25 protein-coding genes are annotated in these 21,309 nt (G+C 36.7%); 8 read left to right on the top strand and 17 right to left on the bottom strand.

Going from position 1 to position 21,309, the window contains the following annotated elements; translation table 11 throughout:
- The first annotated feature begins 15 nt into the window (after nucleotides 1–15).
- From rpe to SJY44_RS16085, 3 genes are all read left to right on the top strand, one after another.
- Nucleotides 16–675, top strand: a complete 660-nt coding sequence (rpe, locus tag SJY44_RS16075) for a ribulose-phosphate 3-epimerase (protein ID WP_396590485.1) — start codon at nucleotides 16–18, stop codon at nucleotides 673–675.
- Nucleotides 675–1,643 (top strand): YpdA family putative bacillithiol disulfide reductase, encoded by a 969-nt coding sequence (locus tag SJY44_RS16080; RefSeq protein WP_396590486.1) that lies wholly within the window; start codon nucleotides 675–677, stop codon nucleotides 1,641–1,643. The genes rpe and SJY44_RS16080 overlap by 1 nt, the downstream gene beginning before the upstream one ends.
- Nucleotides 1,644–1,740: 97 nt before the next feature.
- Entirely contained in the window at nucleotides 1,741–2,472 is a 732-nt protein-coding gene (locus tag SJY44_RS16085; RefSeq protein WP_396590487.1) for a hypothetical protein, read from the top strand.
- On the opposite strand, the gene SJY44_RS16090 is transcribed toward SJY44_RS16085, so the two are convergent.
- The 16 genes from SJY44_RS16090 to SJY44_RS16165 all read right to left on the bottom strand — a co-directional run bounded on the left by SJY44_RS16090 (nucleotide 2,469) and on the right by SJY44_RS16165 (nucleotide 15,606).
- Nucleotides 2,469–3,050, bottom strand: coding sequence for a hypothetical protein (locus tag SJY44_RS16090; RefSeq protein WP_396590488.1), 582 nt, complete (start codon nucleotides 3,048–3,050; stop codon nucleotides 2,469–2,471). The genes SJY44_RS16085 and SJY44_RS16090 overlap by 4 nt on opposite strands.
- Before the next feature lies 1 nt (nucleotide 3,051).
- On the bottom strand, nucleotides 3,052–4,095 hold the full coding sequence (locus SJY44_RS16095) for a D-alanine--D-alanine ligase (protein WP_396590489.1): 1,044 nt from the start codon (nucleotides 4,093–4,095) through the stop codon (nucleotides 3,052–3,054).
- Nucleotides 4,092–4,814, bottom strand: a complete 723-nt coding sequence (locus SJY44_RS16100) for an NRDE family protein (protein ID WP_396590490.1) — start codon at nucleotides 4,812–4,814, stop codon at nucleotides 4,092–4,094. The genes SJY44_RS16095 and SJY44_RS16100 overlap by 4 nt, the downstream gene beginning before the upstream one ends.
- The gene (locus tag SJY44_RS16105) at nucleotides 4,802–5,287 is read right to left on the bottom strand and encodes a DinB family protein (RefSeq protein ID WP_396590491.1); all 486 of its coding nucleotides are present in this window, start codon (nucleotides 5,285–5,287) and stop codon (nucleotides 4,802–4,804) included. The genes SJY44_RS16100 and SJY44_RS16105 overlap by 13 nt, the downstream gene beginning before the upstream one ends.
- A 5-nt stretch (nucleotides 5,288–5,292) precedes the next feature.
- Nucleotides 5,293–5,946, bottom strand: a complete 654-nt coding sequence (locus SJY44_RS16110; RefSeq protein WP_396590492.1) for a LysE family transporter — start codon at nucleotides 5,944–5,946, stop codon at nucleotides 5,293–5,295.
- A 134-nt stretch (nucleotides 5,947–6,080) separates the two neighbouring features.
- Nucleotides 6,081–6,527 (bottom strand): YHS domain-containing (seleno)protein, encoded by a 447-nt coding sequence (locus SJY44_RS16115; protein WP_396590493.1) that lies wholly within the window; start codon nucleotides 6,525–6,527, stop codon nucleotides 6,081–6,083.
- 1 nt (nucleotide 6,528) lies between these two features.
- Entirely contained in the window at nucleotides 6,529–7,317 is a 789-nt protein-coding gene (locus SJY44_RS16120) for a hypothetical protein (RefSeq protein WP_396590494.1), read from the bottom strand.
- Between the two features lie 3 nt (nucleotides 7,318–7,320).
- Nucleotides 7,321–8,352: a Rieske 2Fe-2S domain-containing protein gene (locus SJY44_RS16125; protein ID WP_396590495.1), complete on the bottom strand. Its 1,032-nt coding sequence runs from the start codon at nucleotides 8,350–8,352 to the stop codon at nucleotides 7,321–7,323.
- Complete coding sequence (locus SJY44_RS16130; protein WP_396590496.1) at nucleotides 8,352–8,741, bottom strand: hypothetical protein; 390 nt, start codon at nucleotides 8,739–8,741, stop codon at nucleotides 8,352–8,354. Before SJY44_RS16130 ends, SJY44_RS16125 begins: the two co-directional genes overlap by 1 nt.
- A complete protein-coding gene (locus SJY44_RS16135; RefSeq protein ID WP_298930161.1) occupies nucleotides 8,741–8,956 on the bottom strand; it encodes a hypothetical protein in 216 nt (71 codons plus the stop codon). The genes SJY44_RS16130 and SJY44_RS16135 overlap by 1 nt, the downstream gene beginning before the upstream one ends.
- A 1-nt stretch (nucleotide 8,957) precedes the next feature.
- Nucleotides 8,958–10,913: a thiamine pyrophosphate-dependent enzyme gene (locus tag SJY44_RS16140; protein WP_396590497.1), complete on the bottom strand. Its 1,956-nt coding sequence runs from the start codon at nucleotides 10,911–10,913 to the stop codon at nucleotides 8,958–8,960.
- 26 nt (nucleotides 10,914–10,939) lie between these two features.
- A complete protein-coding gene (locus tag SJY44_RS16145) occupies nucleotides 10,940–12,181 on the bottom strand; it encodes a cation:proton antiporter (RefSeq protein ID WP_396590498.1) in 1,242 nt (413 codons plus the stop codon).
- 12 nt (nucleotides 12,182–12,193) lie between these two features.
- On the bottom strand, nucleotides 12,194–13,807 hold the full coding sequence (locus tag SJY44_RS16150) for a glutamate synthase-related protein (protein ID WP_396590499.1): 1,614 nt from the start codon (nucleotides 13,805–13,807) through the stop codon (nucleotides 12,194–12,196).
- 390 nt (nucleotides 13,808–14,197) lie between these two features.
- Nucleotides 14,198–14,650, bottom strand: coding sequence for a Spy/CpxP family protein refolding chaperone (locus SJY44_RS16155; protein WP_396590500.1), 453 nt, complete (start codon nucleotides 14,648–14,650; stop codon nucleotides 14,198–14,200).
- 7 nt (nucleotides 14,651–14,657) lie between these two features.
- A complete protein-coding gene (locus SJY44_RS16160; RefSeq protein WP_396590501.1) occupies nucleotides 14,658–14,975 on the bottom strand; it encodes a hypothetical protein in 318 nt (105 codons plus the stop codon).
- Between the two features lie 52 nt (nucleotides 14,976–15,027).
- Nucleotides 15,028–15,606, bottom strand: a complete 579-nt coding sequence (locus SJY44_RS16165) for an RNA polymerase sigma factor (protein ID WP_396590502.1) — start codon at nucleotides 15,604–15,606, stop codon at nucleotides 15,028–15,030.
- A 127-nt stretch (nucleotides 15,607–15,733) separates the two neighbouring features.
- Between SJY44_RS16165 and SJY44_RS16170 the strand changes: the two genes are divergently transcribed.
- Genes SJY44_RS16170 through SJY44_RS16185 form a run of 4 tightly spaced genes read left to right on the top strand, consistent with a single transcriptional unit; the run spans nucleotide 15,734 to nucleotide 18,109 of the window.
- Nucleotides 15,734–16,033, top strand: coding sequence for an EF-hand domain-containing protein (locus SJY44_RS16170; protein ID WP_298930180.1), 300 nt, complete (start codon nucleotides 15,734–15,736; stop codon nucleotides 16,031–16,033).
- A 20-nt stretch (nucleotides 16,034–16,053) separates the two neighbouring features.
- Complete coding sequence (locus SJY44_RS16175; RefSeq protein ID WP_396590503.1) at nucleotides 16,054–16,821, top strand: YHYH protein; 768 nt, start codon at nucleotides 16,054–16,056, stop codon at nucleotides 16,819–16,821.
- Nucleotides 16,822–17,436, top strand: a complete 615-nt coding sequence (locus tag SJY44_RS16180; RefSeq protein WP_396590504.1) for a toxin-antitoxin system YwqK family antitoxin — start codon at nucleotides 16,822–16,824, stop codon at nucleotides 17,434–17,436. It abuts the gene before it with no gap.
- Nucleotides 17,408–18,109, top strand: coding sequence for an SCO family protein (locus SJY44_RS16185; RefSeq protein ID WP_396590505.1), 702 nt, complete (start codon nucleotides 17,408–17,410; stop codon nucleotides 18,107–18,109). Before SJY44_RS16180 ends, SJY44_RS16185 begins: the two co-directional genes overlap by 29 nt.
- An 8-nt stretch (nucleotides 18,110–18,117) precedes the next feature.
- Here the strand turns inward: SJY44_RS16185 and SJY44_RS16190 are convergent, their stop codons facing one another.
- Complete coding sequence (locus SJY44_RS16190; RefSeq protein WP_298930190.1) at nucleotides 18,118–19,233, bottom strand: LytTR family DNA-binding domain-containing protein; 1,116 nt, start codon at nucleotides 19,231–19,233, stop codon at nucleotides 18,118–18,120.
- Nucleotides 19,234–19,428: 195 nt separating this feature from the next.
- Here SJY44_RS16190 and SJY44_RS16195 point away from each other — a divergent pair, with 195 nt between their 5' ends.
- On the top strand, nucleotides 19,429–20,976 hold the full coding sequence (locus SJY44_RS16195) for a hypothetical protein (RefSeq protein WP_396590506.1): 1,548 nt from the start codon (nucleotides 19,429–19,431) through the stop codon (nucleotides 20,974–20,976).
- The last annotated feature ends 333 nt before the right edge of the window (nucleotides 20,977–21,309 follow it).

The following is a 21,309-nucleotide window of genomic DNA, read 5'->3' on the forward strand; positions in this document are numbered from 1 at the left end:
TCTCAAAAGAGCACTATGAGCACAAAAATAGTAGCCCCTTCCCTATTAGCTGCGGATTTCGGAAACCTACAACGAGATGTTGAAATGGTCAACCAAAGTGATGCCGACTGGCATCATATAGATGTTATGGATGGCGTTTTTGTTCCCAATATTTCTTACGGAATGCCAGTGGTAAAAGCAATTGCCCAACATGCCACCAAACCATTGGATGTACATTTAATGATCGTTGATCCAGATAGGTATATTAAAACATTTGCTAATTTGGGCGCCTCTATTTTATCTGTACATTACGAAGCTTGTACACATTTGCACAGAACTCTACAAGCTATAAAAGCAGAGGGCATGAAAGCTGGAGTGGCTCTAAATCCGCATACTTCTGTACGTTTATTGGAAGATACAATCCAAGATATAGACTTGATTTGTATGATGAGTGTAAACCCTGGTTTTGGAGGTCAATCTTTTATTGAAAACACCTACCAAAAAGTAAGTGATTTAAAAAATCTAATTGAAAAGAAAAATTCTAAGGCCCTTATTGAAATTGATGGAGGGGTAAATGCGACTAATGCCAAAAAATTGGTGGATGCTGGTGCGGATGTTTTGGTTGCAGGCAGTTTTGTCTTTAAAAGCGAAAATCCTACAGCGACTATCAAAAATCTTAAAGAACAGATTGCTTAATGCAAGATTTTGATGTTATTATAATTGGTGGAGGCCCTATTGGTATTGCCTGTGGTTTAGAAGCAAAAAAACAAGGCGTCTCATTCTTAATTATTGAAAAAGGACCTATTGTAAATTCACTTTTCAATTACCCAATCAACATGCAGTTTTTTTCTTCTTCGGAAAAGCTGGAAATTGATGATATCCCATTTATTAGCAAAGAAGCCAAGCCCAAGCGGAATGAAGCTTTAGAATATTATAGGAGAATTGTTACTTCTAACCAGTTGAATATTCATTTATTTGAAAAGGTGATGGAGGTTAAAAAAAATAACAACTCTTTTTCAATAACAACCAATAAAAATCAATATACTGCAAAGAACATTGTGGTGGCTACAGGTTTTTATGACTTACCAAACAATCTAAATGTTCCAGGTGAGGATTTACCCAAAGTCTCTCATTACTACAAAGACCCCCATTTTTATGCCAGCCAGAAATTGGCCGTTGTGGGTGCTAGCAATTCCGCTATTGATGCTGCTTTGGAATGTTACCGAAAAGGTGCTGAGGTCAGTTTAATTATTCGAGGGCCAGAGGTGGGCCAACGTGTTAAATATTGGGTACGCCCAGACATTATAAACAGAATTAACGAAGGTAGCATTAAGGCCTATTACAATGCCTCTGTAGAGGAAATTACACTCGCTGAAATACTCGTTAAGACTCCTGATGGAACTGTTACCCTAAAAAATGACTTCGTTCTAGCACTCACAGGTTATATGCCCAATTTTGAATTTCTAGAAAAACTGGGAATCGAGCTATCTCAAGATGAAAAGCGATTGCCAAATTATAATCCAGACACCATGGAATCCAATATTGGAGGGCTTTATCTTGCAGGGGTTATCTGTGGGGGTATGGAAACCCATAAATGGTTTATTGAAAACTCCAGAATCCATGCGCCTATCATTATGAAATCCATTAAGGACAAAAGGAACTAGGAAAATAGGTTTTACATTTTACTTAAACCGCTTTTAATAGTAAGGAACATACCTAAATCCCTACTTTTAATTGGTAAGGACACTAAAAACCATTAAAATGACTCAACAATTGCATTTGGCAGCCCAATATTTGGCTACAGCGGCAAAAAGCTTTTTAGAAGCTAAAGCAGATGATAGCCATACTAATCTAGGATTTTCTGTTGAAGAAAAAAGTATTCAAACTTGGCCTTTGGATTATACAGGCACAAAACTCTGCCTAAACTATGAGCAATTTTCACTAGAGTGGAAATCCCATGAAAGCAACTCCTTTTTATTAGATGGAAAAACCCATGAAGAAATAGTGAACTGGTTAAGCCAGACTTCCAAAACCCTTGGATTTGAAAAGCCATATCAGTTTGACTTACATTACGATATGCCTTATAGTATGAATCCAACTGATAAATTTGAAAAGTCGGATGTGAAAGAATTAATTGGGTTACGAACACTGGCGCAAAATGCACTAAAATCATTTTTGGAAAAAGAACAATTGACTTCTGATATTCGAATTTGGCCCCATCATTTTGATTCCGGAGCATTTTCAAAATTGGATAACTCAGAAAAATCTGTAGGTATGGGATTGTCCATTCCGGATTCCATGATTAATGAACACTATTTTTACATCAGTGGATATTTAGGTCATGATAGCTTGGATACTTCAACTTTTGAAAACCTATCTCATGGAAAATGGCTGAATGACGGGTTTAAAGGAGCCGTTTTACCTGCTTCAGAAACAAATGAAGAAATTGTAGTTCAGTTTTTTAGAGAAGCTCTTAAAAATTATAAGAATTAAAGCGAAAATTGATATTGTAACAAGACACTTGCAATAAAACCTTGTTCAACCTCATCCCCACTTGTTATTGCATTGATTTCTCTACCAAATCCAAGTGTAAGACCAATTTGAGATTTTGTATTCTTAATGCGCAAGAAATATCCACCTTCCAACCAAGGTTGTACCACTAACGTATATGTGCTGCCAGGTTGTACATTTCCATTAGGTCCATTATCATCGGTCCAATCTATGTTAAGACTCCAAACATCAAGATTAAGTCCAGCTACAAACTTTCCTTTTCCCGATGGAAAATGCCTTCTAAACCCAACAGAACCACCAAAACCTTCACCTTCTTCGGTAAGATTAACATCGCTAAAATCTTGTCTATCAACAAAATTAGCACCTAAGCGAAACACCAAAGAGGACTTTTCATTTAAATAGTGTTCCAAATTTACCGTAGGGATAATCCCCGCGGGGTATACCTGAATAGAAACACCCAAATCGGTTTGTTTTTTTGATGAATCTGAATCTTGGGCATAGCAAAGCGATAAACTGGAAACACAAAAAAGTAAGCCAAAAATATTATTTTTCGTTTTCATACTAAATCACTTTTAATTGTGCTTCTAATTCTCCATTAGCTCTGAGCATAGCCCTACCATCCTTAAAACTTAGATAAGAATACCCTTTTTTATGGTTTATTATACTAATGTTATTTAGCATACTCCAATGCCTTGTGATTTCTTTCCACGCAAAAAACAAAGAGTGTTTGGGATCATAAATATGTGTGGCCTCTCCCCCTGCTCCATTAATCTCAATAATACTGAAATTTTTCCCTTCGGAAAGTTCTTCAATGGAGCTGTGCAGTACATCTAAGCGCCCGTAATGAAATCCTTCAATTTTTGAACAAATACTGTCTATGGTATGCAAAAGCCCTTCATTCAATCTATGGGTATCGTCAATAAATTTAGCCCCTCGCGTATGGCTACCATATGGAACCAAAATAAACTCCTTACCCTTATCCAACACCATATTCAGTTTAAAACCAAACTTCTTTTGTAAAGCTTCTAATTGTAAATGACTTCTTGGGTCTTTTTTTATGAGTTCCAAAATTGAACTTTTTCCATCTCCCAAAACAGATAAAAACAGTTTGGATACTATTCCTGTAATTTCCCCTTTTTCCTCACCAGGTTTTCTAACATAGAAAATTCCAACTTCATTGGCGTAGGGTATTAATTCTTGAATTAAAAAATGTTCTGGGTTCCTTAAAAAGTAATCTTTAAACTCATCTTTGTTATGAATCTTATCCACTCCAAACGCCTTCATACCAATGTCTGGTTTAGCTATGAACGGGAATCTAATTCCTTCAACCAATACCTTTTCCAAAGCTAATTTTGGAGTCTCCTCCTTAGAAATGAATACGGTCTTGGGGATGTATTGTTGTGGAATCATATTATAAATTTCCATTTTTGATTCCATGGCCATTCCTCCGTTTTTCATGGATGGATTGGCAGCATTGAAAAAGAAAAAAGAACGTGCTTTAATGGAGAAGTACAACCAAACGGGAAACAAGGGGTAATAAATTGCCCATAAAGGCCAATATTCCCAATGTATTAGTTTATGAAGTTTTAATCTCCAAGGTTTCATTTTGTTACAAGTTGATTTGGTGAAAAGGGCACAACATACTTTTTATTATTGAATAGATCTAAGTGCTTTAAAACGGACTCTTCATTACCCAAAATCGCTTGGGTTACACTAAAGGTCTTCAGTCCGGTATTTCTATCGATAATAAATCCGTTTTCATAATCTTCATGATTGTTAGAGTGAAAATCAACAACATCTGAAGCCAGAATATCCGTATTGCTACCTATGAACTTACTGAAAAGGTTAGCTCTATGGGCTATGGCCTCTTCATCGTATAGGGTAGCAGAAGACCAGATATGACTTTGGCTCTTATCCAATAACTCGAGATGTTTTTGGTGTCCATCCCATCTAAGTTCTTGCAACTTATCTGTATCAAACAGCACCAATGTAAAAGGTTCAATATTGTTTAAATCCATCTCTTTTATAAAAGCATCAGGATTGGACGCGCTAATCACATCCAACAAAATAAGTCCTCTGCTTTTTGCATAATTTCCTTTGGATTCATGTTTTTTAAACGCCCCATTCAATACTACTGCAACAACCCCATTTTCATTTAAAGCGAACCATGTTCCACCAGCTTTTGGGTCCTTGGGAAAAAGCACTTTAGTAGTATTTATTATTTCTTCCTTTGGCTCAAATGCTACGGGCCGCGAAATATGTTCATCACGGTTTGAAGTGATGAAATAATTATTATTTCTAGAAATGAAGCTTACTGTACACATGCTGCTCTATGTTGCATGGTTGAAGGAGCAACTCCAAACGATTCGGGTAGTTCCATTGTGCAAAAATGTCTAATACCTACCTTAATAAGAGCATGATGGTGTATGGTATGCTCCAAATTGTACATCACCTCTCGATAATAATTAGATTCCAAACAAGTATCCGAATCACCCAATTCGTAGGTCACTTTTACTGATTTATTGGGTCTTTCCAGACTTGATTGAATCAATTGTAATTGTTCAATGGCAAATGGTAGTTCTTGTTCAATTCTATGATTTCGCTCACGCTTGTCATAAGATACATCAGCTCCTTCATATCCATTAATCAGACATAAGTATAATTCGATAACATGTCTGGTGTGTTGACCAATAGTTGCATTAGAGAGTACTTCACATGACTGTGCATAGCACTCTTCTGGAAGTTGTAAAAGTATTTCTTTAAACTGCTCAATAGTATCTATGGAAGATTTGAACATAATAATTATTGTATTTTGAGGTTAAGGCGTTTTTTAACTAATAAGAACATAAGATAGAAAGAAAACCCAAGGTACAATAGGCCCATTAACAGATTGGTAACCATACTATAGTTCTCATAATTTGTAAAAATATATTTGCCGGCTGAAATGAAAATACCAAGCCCTATCAAGGACCCAACACCTATTCCAAACAAATAAAATGTATATGATTTTTTTGATGTCTCCAATATTTTCTTGGAAGCAAGAACTTTGTTCCACGTCATCCAGAACGGAATGTGCAATGGATTTAGCGCACTTAACAAAAGACCAAGTAAAAGCGCCGAATTAATCTGTGGAAGCATATTTATTTTAGAGCCTACTTCTGAAAAACTAGCAGATGCCAAAAAGCTAGAAATTGCAAGATATAATAGGAGGATTATTCCAAACGGAATAAGATAATATGATAACTTCTCTCCTATGTGTAATCGCTCATTTCCATATAACGTTAACCTTACAACAATAAGCTCCACTAAAACCACTGCAATGGCAAACCATATTGCCGAGTTCAAACCCTGGGAAGCAGCAATGTCAAAAGCAGTCAGGTTCAAGGTACCTAAAGGCAAAGCCCCTAAAAAACTAACTAACAATCCTGAAAAACAAACTTTTGAATACTTGTTCATACTAAAACCAAGGCTTTCTTAAAATCAATGTTTATCTCTTATTTCAACATTGCTTTAATAGTCTCCAAAATAAGAATACCTAACATCCTATAGCAAATCTAATGCAGATTTCAAGGTGCTTAACTCGCTTAATGTTATTTGTTTCTTATTTTTTTCCAGTTCTCGTCCGCTTTGGTTTGAAGTTTTTCTGGAGATTCTTTTGTCCAAAGGTCTAAAGTGTTGGTTTTTCCAGAATTGTAGAACAGATAGAGTTTACCGCCCCTAATCTCAAAGGTTTTTGGGTTGATGCTTACCTTTTTCCCTGAAACAGCTACAGCATAAGCGCAATAACCGCCATACTGCGGAATAAATTTAGTAGGATTGGATTTGAAGGAATCCAAATTTTTCTGTGTAGAGAATTTATAATTTGCCCCATCATAGCTGGTGCTTAACTCCTTTTTCCCTTCAATGGCTTTTCCATCAAAATAGGTAGTGACATCATATCCATTGGCCGCATATCCTTTTTTTGTATTGTAATCGATGGACTGTGCAACTGTTATTGTGCTCGTCATAAAAAAAAGAGTAACCATTATTTTTTTCATCTTAATAAATTGAAGATTCTTTATCTAGTTTTTCTATTTTGGAAACATCAATGCGCATAGTGTACCAATCTTCCAGTTTTTCAACCTTTCCCTTTAATTTTGAAGGAAGGCCTATATACGGTACTATGTCTTTATGTATTGGGTTTCCTTTCAAATCGGTCAATAAAAAATATTCTGAAATAGCATTCGGTTCAGAAGCCACCAAAACTGGTGGCATTCCACCGGAAATACATAGCGCTGCGCAACTACGGTGTATTTTTCCATAGCCAGGTTTCATGACTCCAAAATAACATTTAGGGTCAACTATTTCTCCAACCACTTCTTGACTTCCCATAGTCGTAGGAAGTACAAAGTTTTTCTTTTTTGATTTGTCCAAACTTATTTTCTGGCTATCATCAATCTGAAGTAAGGTCTTCCCATTGTAATAAATAAGGTTTCCTTCAATGGTCAAATGTTTACCATTAATGTTTCCATCACTCTTTTTTATTTCATCCAAATAAGAATTTGCCCCAAACTTTCCAAAGCCCAACAGAAGAATATCTTTAAAGGTATCTTCCGCAAGCTCAACTCTTAACATAGGATAAGGAGCTTCATAATAGGTTCCTGATATTTTAGTAGAGGTATCAAAATCAAAAGCACTATTTGTAGCTTCTCTCTGAAAAAAACCAAATAATACCGCACCAACTAAAAGTGACCCCAAGGCAATTAGAACAAAACGCTTAATGGAACGCTGCGTCTCTTTGCCAACAGCATCTACATAACCAATATAAAATTCATCCTTTTTCTTCATGTTCTAGCATAATATCGGTTCAACTTCAGTTCCTTCTTCAAAAGCATTTGGGTTAACATAAATGATGTCATTATCCAATCGTAACTCATATGTGGCCACTTTTTCGGTAAAAGGTGGAGGAGATTGCCCATTATGGGGCAGATATTGATATCCATGCCAAGGACAGGTAACACATCCATCTACAATCTTGCCTTCTCCCAAAGGACCTCCTTGATGCTTACAGACATTATGGATTGCAGATAATTTTCCATCATATTTAAAAATCGCTACGCGTTTCTCTCCTACGGAAAATATTTTGGCTCTGTCTTCAGGAATTTCATGCACATCACATACTTTCAACCATCCTCCAGTATCTTTTTCACCCCTAAATCCATCTACTTTAGATTCTTTAAAGGCCGCCACTAAATGCAAACTGCTTATCACGATAAACCCTAAAACCAGAATGCCTATGGTAAATATTGATGTTTCTTGTTGAAATGCCCCTAAAAAAACATGAAGAAGTATCAGGGCATAAGCAACATAAACAAGCATATGCAACCCTTTCCATACATTTGGAGAAAGGTTTTTCAAGAAAAAATCATGACTTGTAGAAGCCATAAAAAACAATATTAACAAGGCTAAAAAACCCAAAACTTGAAAAGGGAAATTGGTCAAGGAGCCATAATCCATATTGGAAGTGAATACAGCGTAAATAGGGTTCACATTTCCTAATGTGTGAAAATGGATGATTGCGAATACCCCATGAATCAGTGCTGCCAAAAACATACTCACTCCCAAATGTCTACGATTATACAAAATGGGCAAAAACTGAGGATTTAACCTGCTTAAAGGTCCAATGACCAAAATAATATGAAGCATGATAACCGCTAACGAACCAAACGCCCTAATAATCATTGTTTCTGCTATAGTTTCAGGATTAAATACCAATGTTAGTACTATAAATAATACCAAGTACAAAACCATCCCCAAAGCAATGATTTTATCATAGGCTTTTTTGTGCTTGTTCCAAAGCACTAGTTTGTAATCCAATCCCATTAGAATTCCAGTTTTAGTATTTCTTGATTCTTAAGTACGTCCTGTATTACAATTCCTTTGATTTCTTTTTTAGAAGGAAATGAATAAGAACCAATACCATTTATTAATCCCAGTTTTGAATCTTTTTCACCATTCATGTTCAAAGTATAGACAACTGATGAAGCGCTTTTAAGCGGTGACTTTACATTTAGTTCCAAAATATAAGCTCCTTTGCTCCTTGTTAAATTGGTGTCAACCATATCATTACTTGAACTTGCATTCGTTTCTTGAGAAACATTTTCATGTTGATTAAAATCCAAATCTTTAATAATAAAAACCAACAGAATGGGTAGTATGATTGCTACTGACAACCAACTATATTTATGTCTTTTTCTTAAATTGGCATCCATTAATCTGCAGTTTGGGATTTAAATAGTTTTCCCAATAAAAAGGGCCATGTGGCTACTACTCCAGGAAAAAGAAGTAGTCGAACCTTCTTTTTACTATCCGTCATTATAGAATCAATTTTTGTTGCTCCAAGGAGCACGAAATACAACCCAAACAACAGTCCTACACCAAAGTAAAGGGCTAAAATTGTTAAAAAGATTGTTATTACAGTTTCCATATTAAATCAGGTTTACATCTGTTAGTACTTCTAAAACTGCTGGTCCATTTTCATTGTACAATGCCTTCATTGCAGCCTCCAAATCATCTTGATTTTCAACCCGTTTTCCCCAAGCTCCACAAGATTGAGCAAATTCAGCAAAGTTTGGGTTAGAAAGTGAGGTTTTCCAAACATCAAATTCTCCTGCACGTTGTTCTTTAGAAATTTTACCAAGTTCATGATTGTTCAAAACAATAAGCTTTACAGGCATATTATACTTTACCAATGTGGTAATTTCTGCTAAATATTGACATAGCCCTCCATCCCCAGCAACGGCAACTACTGGTCTAGAATCTCCAACCGCTGTCCAAGCACCAATGGCCGCAGGTAATGCAAATCCAATAGAACCTAAATAACCAGACATTAAAAAATCTTGATTTGTAGGTTCAAAATAACGACCAAAGGAATAGGCATTGTTGCCTACATCAACACACATTACTGCATTTTCAGGAGTCAATTTATTCATCGTTTCAAAAACAGCAATGGAACTGACTCCATTATCCGATGTTTCTAAAAGTCGTTTTGCCTTTTCTTCTTTCCAAATCTTCCAACGTTCAGCTATTTCTGGAGTTTGATCTACGGTGTTTATATTTCCGTTTAGTTCATCTTCAAAAATTTCAAGGGTTCTTGATATTTCACCCCAAACAGCAACTTCAACTTTATGAAATTTACTTAATGCCATAGGATCAAAGTCAACCTGAATAATGGGTTTCTTGGGGGTTATTCCGGTGTGATTGGAGAATGAAGCTCCAAAAACAAGCAATAAATCGGATTCATTCATAAACCAAGAAGCAATGGGAGTACCACTGCGCCCCAAAACACCACCACCAAGGCGATGATTATCAGCAATTAGACCCTTACCCTTAAAAGTTGTGACCACCGTCGCATTTAAGCGTTCTGCAAACTTTACAATGGCCTTTTTATGTGCTCTAGCCCCATGACCCATTACAATTACAGGGCGTTTTGACTTTTTTATCAATTCAACTGCATCATTTACGGCCTCTTTTGGAGGTGCAATTTCCATAGCCGTAATTCGCTTATCTGGTGTTTGCGCTTTTTCATTGGGTTTGGCCAATCTTTCTTGAACCTCATCAGGAAAAGTCAAATGAGAAACATCTCGCTTTAAAATAGCGTTCTTTACCGCCAAAGACATCAATTCCGCATGTTTACTGTCACTTTGTACACGTTGATTGAATTCGGCAACAGTACTAAAACCTCTTACCAAATCCACTTCTTGAAAATTTCCTGTTCCTACCACCTGAGTGGCTACTTGACCTGTTAAAGCCAAAAGCGGTGCTCTATCTACCTTTGCATCCCACATACCCGTATACATATTGGTAGCTCCAGGACCAGCGATTGAAAAGCATGCTGCAGGCTTGCCGGTTAGTTTTCCATAGGCAGAAGCTGCAAATGCAGCAGCACCTTCATGCCGTATACCGTAAAAGTTTAACTTTCCTTTCTGCTCCTGACGCTTCATGGCATCGGCAAAACCTAGATTGGAATGCCCTACCATTCCAAAAACTTTGGTCACACCCCAGTTTACCATGGTTTCTGCCATAATATCTGAAACCGTAGTCTTATGGGTATCTTCCTCTTCTACCCCAACATAAATGGCGTTGTTTTCTTCTTTAACTTCAAAAGTTTCTATTCCATCATCATAACCCCCTGGAGGCAAGCCTGTACAAGGATCAAAATCCCAACCATGCCATGGACAGCGGAGCATTCCATTTTCAATAGACCCTTCACCCAATGGTCCTCCTTGGTGTGGACATCTATTGTCCAATGCAGAAAACTTGCCTTTAAAATGGGTCAAACAAATTCCTTTGTGGGCAGCAGTCACCGTTTTAACCCTCCCTTCTGGAAGTTCCTTTTTATTGTCCAATACTTTATGCCAAATCGTTTTTTTTGAAGAAGCCATAGTTAGTTGTTATTTTTTCAAGTTAATCAGTTAGTTTTAAGTAATCTCGACACTACCTTATCAATGGTAAGCCCTTGCACTATAATTGAGAAAACCACAACACAATAGGTAACAAAAATCAATGCCTCCCTAAATTCTCCATCTGGTAAAGTCAATGCAAGTGCAATTGAAATTCCTCCTCGTAAACCTGCCCAAGTCAATATGGTCATTTTATTCTTATTGCTGCGGTGTTCTTTTTTCAAAAATATGTTTGAAATAAAAACAGAAATATATCTTGAAAAGAGCACAATCGGAATTGCTACTAGTCCAGCAATTAAATAATTTAGTTGAAAATCAAGGCTCACTATTTCCAGTCCTATCAAAACAAACAGGATAGCATTCAGAATTTCGTCCAAGACCATCCAAAATACATTCATGTTTTCTTTTAATGGTTCACTTTTACAAGATTTATGCAGATAATCACCAATCATTAATCCCATAACTACCATCGCCAATGCTCCAGAAACATGAATTAATGAAGCCAGCCAATATCCTCCCATAACAATAGCTATGGAGATATGCACCGCCACAATGGGTGATTCATATATTCTATTGAGAAAAAGTTTACCGATATATCCCAAGACAAACCCCAAGGCAATTCCTCCAAAAGCTTCTTGGGCAAATTCTAAAAAGATATGTGACGGTTCAACGCCATGGCCGCCAGTCATAGTAGCTATGGATAAAAGTGATATAAAAACCACGATTCCCACACCATCATTGAATAAGGACTCGCCTACTATCTTGATTTCCAAATCCTTTGGAGCTCCAGCTTTTTTCAGTAATGCCAGAACAGCAATAGGGTCTGTTGGGGAGATTAGAGAACCAAAAACAAGACAATATATATAGTCTACATTCAGGCCAAAAAAACCACTTACAAAATAAAACAATGTTCCAATTAGAAAAGTGGAGATTAAAACCCCTACTGAGGCATATATAAGGACAGGGCCTTTTTCTTCGAGCAGATTGTGAAGATTTACATGTATAGAGCCGGCAAAAAGTAAAAAGCTCAGTAGAAAATCAAACAAAATTGTTCTAAAGTCAATTTCGTCAATAACCGAACAGACACTGACAAAAGCCTCATGATCAATAAAATTAAGGGCTCCAATCAATAATGAAGCTACAATTGCTAAAAGCATGACACCGATAGTATCTGGAAGCTTCAGTACTTTTTTATTGATAAAGCTGAGTAAGGAGGATAGGGCTACTATGCCCGTGAAAATTTGAAACATATGGCTTAGAATTTAGCGAACTCCCGCATAATTGATTCCTGTTAGGTCATGCATGTCCTTATTAAAAGTAGACAGGTCATTATGATTAAATTTTGAAACATCATCATAACCACAGGAACGTGCCACTACTTTAATTAAATCATTAGTGGCGCTGAAAAAATTATGCAATTGTTTGGCCGAAGAATCAATGATCAATCTACTTCTCAGGCTTTCTTTTTGTGTAGCGATACCCACAGGGCAATTATTGCTCCCGCACGCACGCATACCCAAACAACCTATTGCCTGAATGGCGGAATTTGAAACAGCTATGGCATCTGCTCCCAACATCATCGCTTTTGAAAAGTCTTCTGCAATCCGCAGTCCTCCGGTAATAATGAGTGTAACATCTGTAGCTCCTACTTTATCTAAATACTTTCTGGCTCTTGCCAATGCAGGAATTGTAGGAACATTAATATTGTCTCGAAGAATTGTTGGTGCTGAACCTGTTCCGCCTCCGCGTCCGTCTAAAATGATGTAATCTACTCCAACATCCAATGCAAACTGAATGTCTTTTTCAATATGACTTGCCGCAATTTTAAACCCTATTGGTATTCCTCCTGTACGTTCTCTAACTTTTTCGGCAAAGGATTTAAAATCCTTCACTCCATGAAAATCTGGGAAGGTTGCAGGGCTAATAGCGGTTTCGCCTTCTTTTAATCCTCTTACTTCGGCTATTTCTTTGCTTACCTTATTCCCAGGCAAATGTCCGCCTGTGCCTGTTTTAGCCCCTTGCCCTCCTTTAAAATGAAAGGCTTGTACATTATCCAGTTTATCCCATGAAAAACCAAACTGTGCCGAGGCCAATTCATAAAAATATCTGGAGTTATTTTTTTGCTCATCTGGCAACATCCCTCCTTCTCCAGAACAAATTCCTGTTCCGGCCATCTCGGCTCCTTTAGATAGCGCAATTTTTGCTTCTCTAGATAGTGCACCAAAACTCATATCGCTTACAAACAGGGGTATATCCAAAACCAGTGGCTTTTTGGATTTTGGGCCAATAGTCACTTTTGTTTCCACTTCTTCATGATCTAAAAGAGGTCTGCTTGCCAGCTGTGCCGGCAAAAACTGGATATCGCTCCATTTGGGCAAGGTATTTCTATCCACACCCATGGATGAGGAAAACCCGTGATGTCCTAGATTCTTAAGGCCGTTTTGGGCCAATTCCTTGATATAGCCAGTATAGGGTTCGGTATCTTCAGGATGTGTGTCTGCGTACGTACCTAAATAGGCATCCCTATCGAAAGGTTGTGGGTGTTCATTTTCAAAAGCTGCTATTTCATGTTCATCAACTTGTAATGAATCACCTTCAACATGCTCTTGAAACTTATGAAGTTGTTCGCTATTGTTATATTCACTTATTCCTGTGTCGTACCGATAATCCCATCCATGAACTCCGCAAATAAGATTCTGACCCTCAACATGGCCATCCGCTAAAAGAGCTCCTCTGTGATGACAACGGCCATATAAAACAGATATACCTGTTTCGTGCTTTATAATGACTAAATCTGTGTTTTTGACTATGGCATAGGCTGGGGTTTTTTCTTGAAGGGTCGAAATCTTGGCAATCTCGATAAGCTTTTTTGACATGGATGGTTGACTATTAGTGATTGGTTAGACTTGAATGTTATGTCGAACAATTTTAACATTCATTACAACAGTAAGTTAGTGCTAATACCAATGCCATGGGTTAAAGACCATCAAAATATGTCGGCTGTGGTAAATCTATCTCATTTTTTCATAAAAGAAAACCCAAGTGTAATGTACACTTGGGTTTCTTATCAACCAAAATTTAATCATCAATCAAAATGTAAATAACAACCTCATATCTACCCAAAATGAAATTTAGGATAGATAATTTTACATTTCCATCTACTTATTTAGATGTGTCTTTTACTAAAAACTTGTGGTCTTCAATAAAAATGCTTGGAAAAATATTTCCAAGCTCTATAAACTAGTACTGTTTCAATATTTTAGTGTCTAGTGTGGTCGCATTCCTTTTCTGTGTCGATGTAACGCATTGGATATTATTTTATCCAATTTAGCTTTTTGCTCTGGTGTACAAATCTCACCAACTTCTTTAAAATGATTAAACACATTTAACTCTTTGTCTTTACTCAGTTGTGCAATTAAAGTAGTAATGGAATCTACTTGTCCTGTAGTAAAGTTTTTGTCTCCAATACCATTAAAGAGTTCATCTTTAAGTCTTCTAGATTGCTCATCCAAAACCCGCATGGACTTAAAATGTGCTTTACTCAATTTTCTAAATTCTTGCATTTGATTCTCATCAAAGCGCAATTCTTTAACTATAAAATCTCCTGGGGGGCCTGGGGGTCTTCTTTCCGGTCCTTGTCCAAATAGCATAAAAAGGAGTATACCATTCATAACAACCAAAAAAAGTAAGAGAAGACCTAAGAGTAGATTTTTTTTCATTCCGTTCTTAATTTAAAATAGAATTATCTTCATCAAAAGAAAGGCCATATGACTGCGCAAATGCCTCTATCTCCTCTATTTGATTGTTATTGTTATAAATATATAGTGCTCCAAAATTTAAAACAGCAAAAACAACCAACGCTGCAATTTGATATTTGGGTGAAAACCAATCCAATACGTTTGAAGCTTCATTTACTTCATTGTCGTTAGACAACCTATTAAGCACTCTATACTTAAAAAACAGAGGAGTATTCACCGCTTCAATATGAGATACCTTTTCTAGGACCTCATCAATTTTTTGTTGTGTATTTTTTTTACCATCCATGATTTTTAATGTTATATAGTTTTAGATGTATTTTTTTGTTCAACCTTGCGGCTTAGGATTCATTTTTATAATATTCTGTTAAAATCTTCTGCAAATTCTTTTTTGCCCTGAACAACAATGACTCAATTGAGGATACACTTTTTTCGGTAACCTCACTCACTTCTTTGTAGCTCATTCCATCAACTTTATGCAATGTGAATACAACTTTTTGTGCCTCTGGAAGCTTATTGATCGCATTGAATAAAAGCTCACTCTTCTCCTTGTTTTCTAGTTGAATCCCCGGGTGATTGAATTCTGTAAAATAGGAAGATTTATCAACGGGTATGTTCCCGCCTGTAATCGACTGCATAAAACCAAAACGCTTCTTGGTGCTTTTCTTTCTTATGAATTCCAAACTCTTGTTCACAGAAATCCTATATATCCAAGTGGAAAGTTTGGAGTCGCCCTTGAACTTTTTAATGGAGTTATAAACCTCTACAAAAACTTCCTGAGCAATATCTTCAGCATCCTCCTTGTTGGGAACAAATGAGAGACAAGTATTAAAGACCTTGCTTTGGTAATCATCTAACAATCTACTGTAAGCGGATTGTTTCTGCTCTCTAAGATCCGCTAAAAACTGCTTGTCCTCCAATAAATTATCAAGTTAATCTTAGTGCAATTTAGAAGGATTTTTAAAATCAGAATAGAAAAAAATCATCACCGGGCACAAGTTTTTAAAAACAATAGCATCTAAACTTAAAAAGCATAACAATCATATTATGAAGAACAGCACTTTAAAGTTAGCAATCTCTATAGGAATAATTGGAATATTGACTTCTTGTAATTTAAAAGCCCAACAGCGAGAAAGAAACTCTGAAAGAAGAGAACCTCCATCCTTTGATGAGCTTTTAAAAAAAATGGATAAAGATGAAGACGGAAAACTTTCCAAAGCAGAAGTTAAAGGGCCTTTAAAAAATAATTTCGACAAAGTTGACTTGAACGAAGATGGTTATATCAACGAAGAGGAATTTAAAAAAGCTCCTAAACCTAAAAGACAAGGAGGTCCCAATAGAAATTAACAATCAAAAAAAGTAGTAGTATGAAAACGAACTCAATTTTAACTTTAGCTATATTATTTTCAATAGCAATATTCTCCTGTTCAAGCGATACTGATGATACGTTGACAGATGATGGCACCGGTATTGATACCAATGATATAGCATTAACTGAGTTGCCCGCAGCTTTTGCAGCTTTTAATACCGAAGCAACTGATATATATTTATCTGATGGAGGCACCACGGTCACCATAGAGACCACCGGTCTACCAAATCACGAAACCGTTTATTGGGGTGAAGGTAATGACGGTTATATAGAAGAACCAGATGTAAGACTTACTCCATCAATTATAAGCAGCAATAATAATGCAACAACAATAACTGTTGATGCCATTCCAGATATAGATGGCAGTACCGTGCAGACAGAATTAGGAACAATAGGAATAGCAGTTAGTGGTTCTTCCTTGTTCAATGATCAAGAAGGTGGTGGTGCGCTAGATCAGGCAGCTGCAAGTTTAGATTGGACCGGAGCACATATAGGCCCAGGTGTGTATCACTACCACTTGGAGCCAGTGGCATTTTCTAACGATGATGAAAATTTAGTTGGAGTATTATTGGACGGGGTATTTATCTATGGTCGAAAGTGTAATTCCACAGGTACCTATCCAACAGATTTAGATTCTTCCGGTGGGCATACATCTGCTACCCAATATACAGATGGTGAAGAAGAATACCACTATCATATTATTAACGAGGTTTATTCAACAACTGGTTCTTACATTGTATTTGCGGGCCCTTATCAAGGATATTAAATGAAGATAATTCCTGGCATACTTTTACTGTTGTTTGTTAGCTGTATTTTGAGTTGTGAGCATAGTTCAGAACCAAAAAAGAATGGTGCCAGCGAAGAAAAGATTATAGCGAATGTTCAAGTTGCGAAGGATAGTCTTGTTCTAAATGGCAATGAAGGTAATTGGTATTACAAGAACCAACTTTTTACTGGTTATGCGGTAAAATATCATATGAATGATTCGCTACAGCAAAAAGTTGGTTTTTATGAGGGTAAAAAAATGGGGATTGCAAAAGTGTGGTTTCCAAACGGGATTTTAAAAATTGAATCGCATTACAATCAGAACAAACTTGTAGGCAGTTACAAAGCATGGTGGAATAATGGTGTTTTGGCTTCAAAAGCCAACTATGTTGATGGTAAGATACAAGGGATTGAGAAAAAGTGGTATAAGACCGGTGAATTAGCAAAATCAAGGAATTTGGTAGATGGCAAAGAAATAGGTTTGCAGCAGGCATGGTTGAAAAATGGAAAGTTGTATGTAAACTATGAGGCAAAAAATGGAAGAATTTTTGGCATGAGGCGTGCCAATTCATGCTATAAACTAAAAGATGAAGAAGTGGTACTTTCTAAAAATTAGCGGCCTAAACTGTTTCTGTCTTTATTTACTTGTTTGCTTTATAAGTTGTAAAAAGGAAATCAAGAAAGAAAATATAAAGATTGAAGAGACTAGTAGAGTTGAGCACCTACCTTATTTTGGCGATGAGACTTTTACTCCACATTGGATAACTCCGGGAAGTAATGAAGAAAAGAGGTTTCACAAAATCCCAGATTTTAAATTGACAAATCAGTTGGGTGAAACCATCACAAAAAAAATATTTGACGAAAAGATTTACGTGGTAGACTTCTTCTTTACAAGTTGTCCTGGCATTTGCCTTAAAATGACCAATAATATGTCTAAAATACAGGAAGCCTTTAAAGATGATTCAGAAGTATTAATACTCTCACATTCCGTAACACCAACAATAGATTCCGTATCTGTTTTAAAAGCATATGCTAACAAATATGATGTAATAGATAATAAATGGCATTTAGCAACAGGTGATAAAGTGGAAATATACAATCTTGGCAGGGACCATTATTTTGTGGAAAATGATTTAGGCGAACCAAAGAGTGTTGATGATTTTTTACACACAGAAAACTTTTTATTGATAGATAAAAACAAGCATATTAGAGGCATTTACAATGGATTGAACAGATCATCCATAGCACAGTTAATAACAGATATAAAGGCTTTAAAAAAAGAGTTTTAATTCTTATTCTATAAGTTGAGCCATTGCTTAAACTCTGAGGCTCTGTTCTTGCTGATTATAATATCGACCTCGGAGTTGGGGTCCACTAAAATCTTTAGTTGATTATTTCCATATTTTATAATCTTACTAATTGATGAGATAGCCACTATGAACTGACGATTGGCCCGGTAAAAATGTGATTCATCCAGATTTGAAAATAATTCATCCAAGCTCAAATTAGAGGTAGATCTACTACCATCAAAACAAACAATATAAGTAATAGTGCTTTCCATAAAAACATATGCTATATCATCCGTAGAAATCGGTTTGAGCTCATTCCTAACATAGGTAAGAATTCTCTTCTTTCCTTTTTCTGCACTTATTTTTTTAGACTCGGGTTTAGTACTTTCAGTTACTTTTTGTTGATAATTGTCCAATGCCCTGTTTAATTTGGCCAAACTGACAACTTCATCTTCAAGTTTTTCGTTTTTGACCTCCAACCGTTTTTCATAAGAACTTCCTATCAATCTTACCATAATAACGGAGCAAAGGATTATGGCAAAACCCATGATTATAAAAATGGTGTAAAACTTGTTGCGTAACCCATCTATCTGATTGGATATTTTTTTGATGTTGGCATGTGCAGCTATAATCCAATCAGAATTCTCTACAGGATACAAATAAATAATTTCCGAAGCTCTTTCTTCCTCTTTAAAATCCCTTATTCCCCCAAAGCTCTTTTTTCTGGTAAGCAGACTATAGAAATCTTCAGGTGTTATATCTCCATCAACGGTAGATACTGAAGATTGATTTGGACTGACTTGTTGGCCGACCCTAGTAATATCTGGGTGGCAAATTTCCTTTCCAGACCAATCGAACATGCATATAAAACCATTTTCAGTATCTGTATTTTCAATACTTTTCTGGACGTTTTTAATTACCACGTCTTTATCCAATCCGCTAGCCAATTGAAAGCCAATCAAACTGGCTACCTCTTTTGCTTCTCTTTTACTGGACTCTAGCTGGGTTTCTAAAAACTGATTGGCGCTTACTTTGATAAACGATTTTACGGCAATTCCTGCTATCAAAATAAACACAGCAGTAATTGCCAAAAAAGTAAAAAAATAAAGTTTGTCTTTTCGCATTGTTCAAAGATTCCGTGCAACTATGGCTAATATAAAAGATAAGTTTTAAAATTTAGAAAACTGGCCGGTCCTTATACATCCCTTTTTTATTCCTTTTTAAACTCTAAAATTCCCTTTCACAAACCTTTTTAGTGATTCACGCAAGGTTTATTAATTGATTTGTGCTGTAATTAACATCTAAAAAAAGAATCAAAAATGAAAAAGTATTTATTTATTTCCGCATTACTTCTTACAGCATGGAGCTGTTCTGAAGACGATATTAACGACATCCCGGATGACGCCCCTGCACCTCCTCCAGAGGAACCAACAGGTCAAGCATCTGTAGTGTTAAATGAGGTTGCTTATTTAAATGGATCCGTTGAAATTTTCAATAATGGTGACGTGAATGTAGACCTTAGCGATTACTTCTTATGTTTAGGACCTGGAACTTATAGAAGAATAGGCGATCTAGAATTACAGGGCAATGTCGACTTAGCTCCAGATGAGTATTTGGTCATCAATTATAACATGCCCTCTGCGGCGGGTGGATTGGGCCTTTATATCGATAATACTGATTTTACAAGCGCCTCGACTATTGCAGATTTTGTGCAGTGGGGAGATGCAGGAAGTGCACGTGAAAATGTTGCCGCTGCTGCCGGCATATGGACAACAGGCGATTTTATTCCTGTTGTTGGCATTACCGATAACAGTATAGCTTATGATGGCACTGGAAATGCTGCCTCAGATTGGACAGAAACTACAACGCCCACCTTAGGTTCTGAAAATTCTACAACAGCGCCAGAACCTACTGCCTCCATTGTGTTGAATGAGGTTGGATATTTAAACAACGATATTGAACTCTATAACAACGGAGATATAGCTGTTGATGTAAGTGATTATTTCTTATGTCTTGGTCCTGGCACTTACAGAAGAATTGGTGACTTAACTGTTGCTGGAAACTTGAATTTGGAACCAGGGGATTTCTTAAGCATAGCTTATGACATGCCAAATGCTGAAGGAGGCATTGGTCTTTATGCCAACAATTCAGGTTTTGGCGATGCTGCCAATATTCGCGATTTTGTTCAATGGGGTGCCGCAGACAGTCCAAGGGAAAATGTTGCTGTAGAAGCTGGTATTTGGACCGCCGGGGAATATGTAATGGTAGTTGGAAATGCTGATAACAGCATTGCTTACGATGGACAAGGAAATAGTGCAACAGATTGGTCCGAGACCACAACGACCACTTTTGGGGAATCAAACACTTTTACTGCTCCTGAGATTAGATCAATTGTCATTAACGAAGTGGAATATTTAGTGGATGATCAAATTGAACTGTACAACAACGGCAACCAAACCGTAGACCTATCTACCTACTGGATGTGTTTTGGTCCAGGTCAATATTTTAGAATTGGGGATGTAGCAATGACCACTGTGGTAAGTGGTTCTACAAACTTGGCGCCAGGAGAGTTTCTTGTAATTTCTCCGGCAACCCTGGAAGCACCTGATGATGCTGGTGGTCTTGGTCTTTACGCTAACAATAGTGGCTTTGGAGATGCTGAAAACATTAGAAGCTTTGTACAATGGGGTGCGTCTGGTAATGCTAGAGAATCTGTAGCTGTTGAAGCCGGTATATGGGACGCAGGTGGATTTGTACCTAATGTGGCTTCAGGGTCCAGTATATCTTATGATGGAGAAGGGAAAACATCATCCGATTGGGGTGAAGACAACAGCCCAACACTTGGAGAAGGAAATTCTGCCTTATGATAAATACTTCACCAAATAATTAATTAATATCTAAAAATCAACCCATGAAAAACTTAAAACTAATTGCAACTATAACTGTGAAAGTCCTTATAGTCCTAATCCTTGTAATGAATATAAGTTGTGATGACGATGATGACAGCTCATACGGAGGCCTAATAAAGGCTGATGCTTACAATGATTTGGCTACGATTGATTCGGGGGAAATAGATTGCTATGTCTAAAATTGATTTTCCAGTTTAGTTGTTGAAACCCATAGGAGTTCGGAATTCCCCGAGTATTGCTCCTATGGGTTATTTTTATACTTTGCCTAATAAAACACAACCACTTAAAATA

This window comes from Allomuricauda sp. R78024, from assembly GCF_044596045.1.
GTDB lineage: Bacteria > Bacteroidota > Bacteroidia > Flavobacteriales > Flavobacteriaceae > Flagellimonas.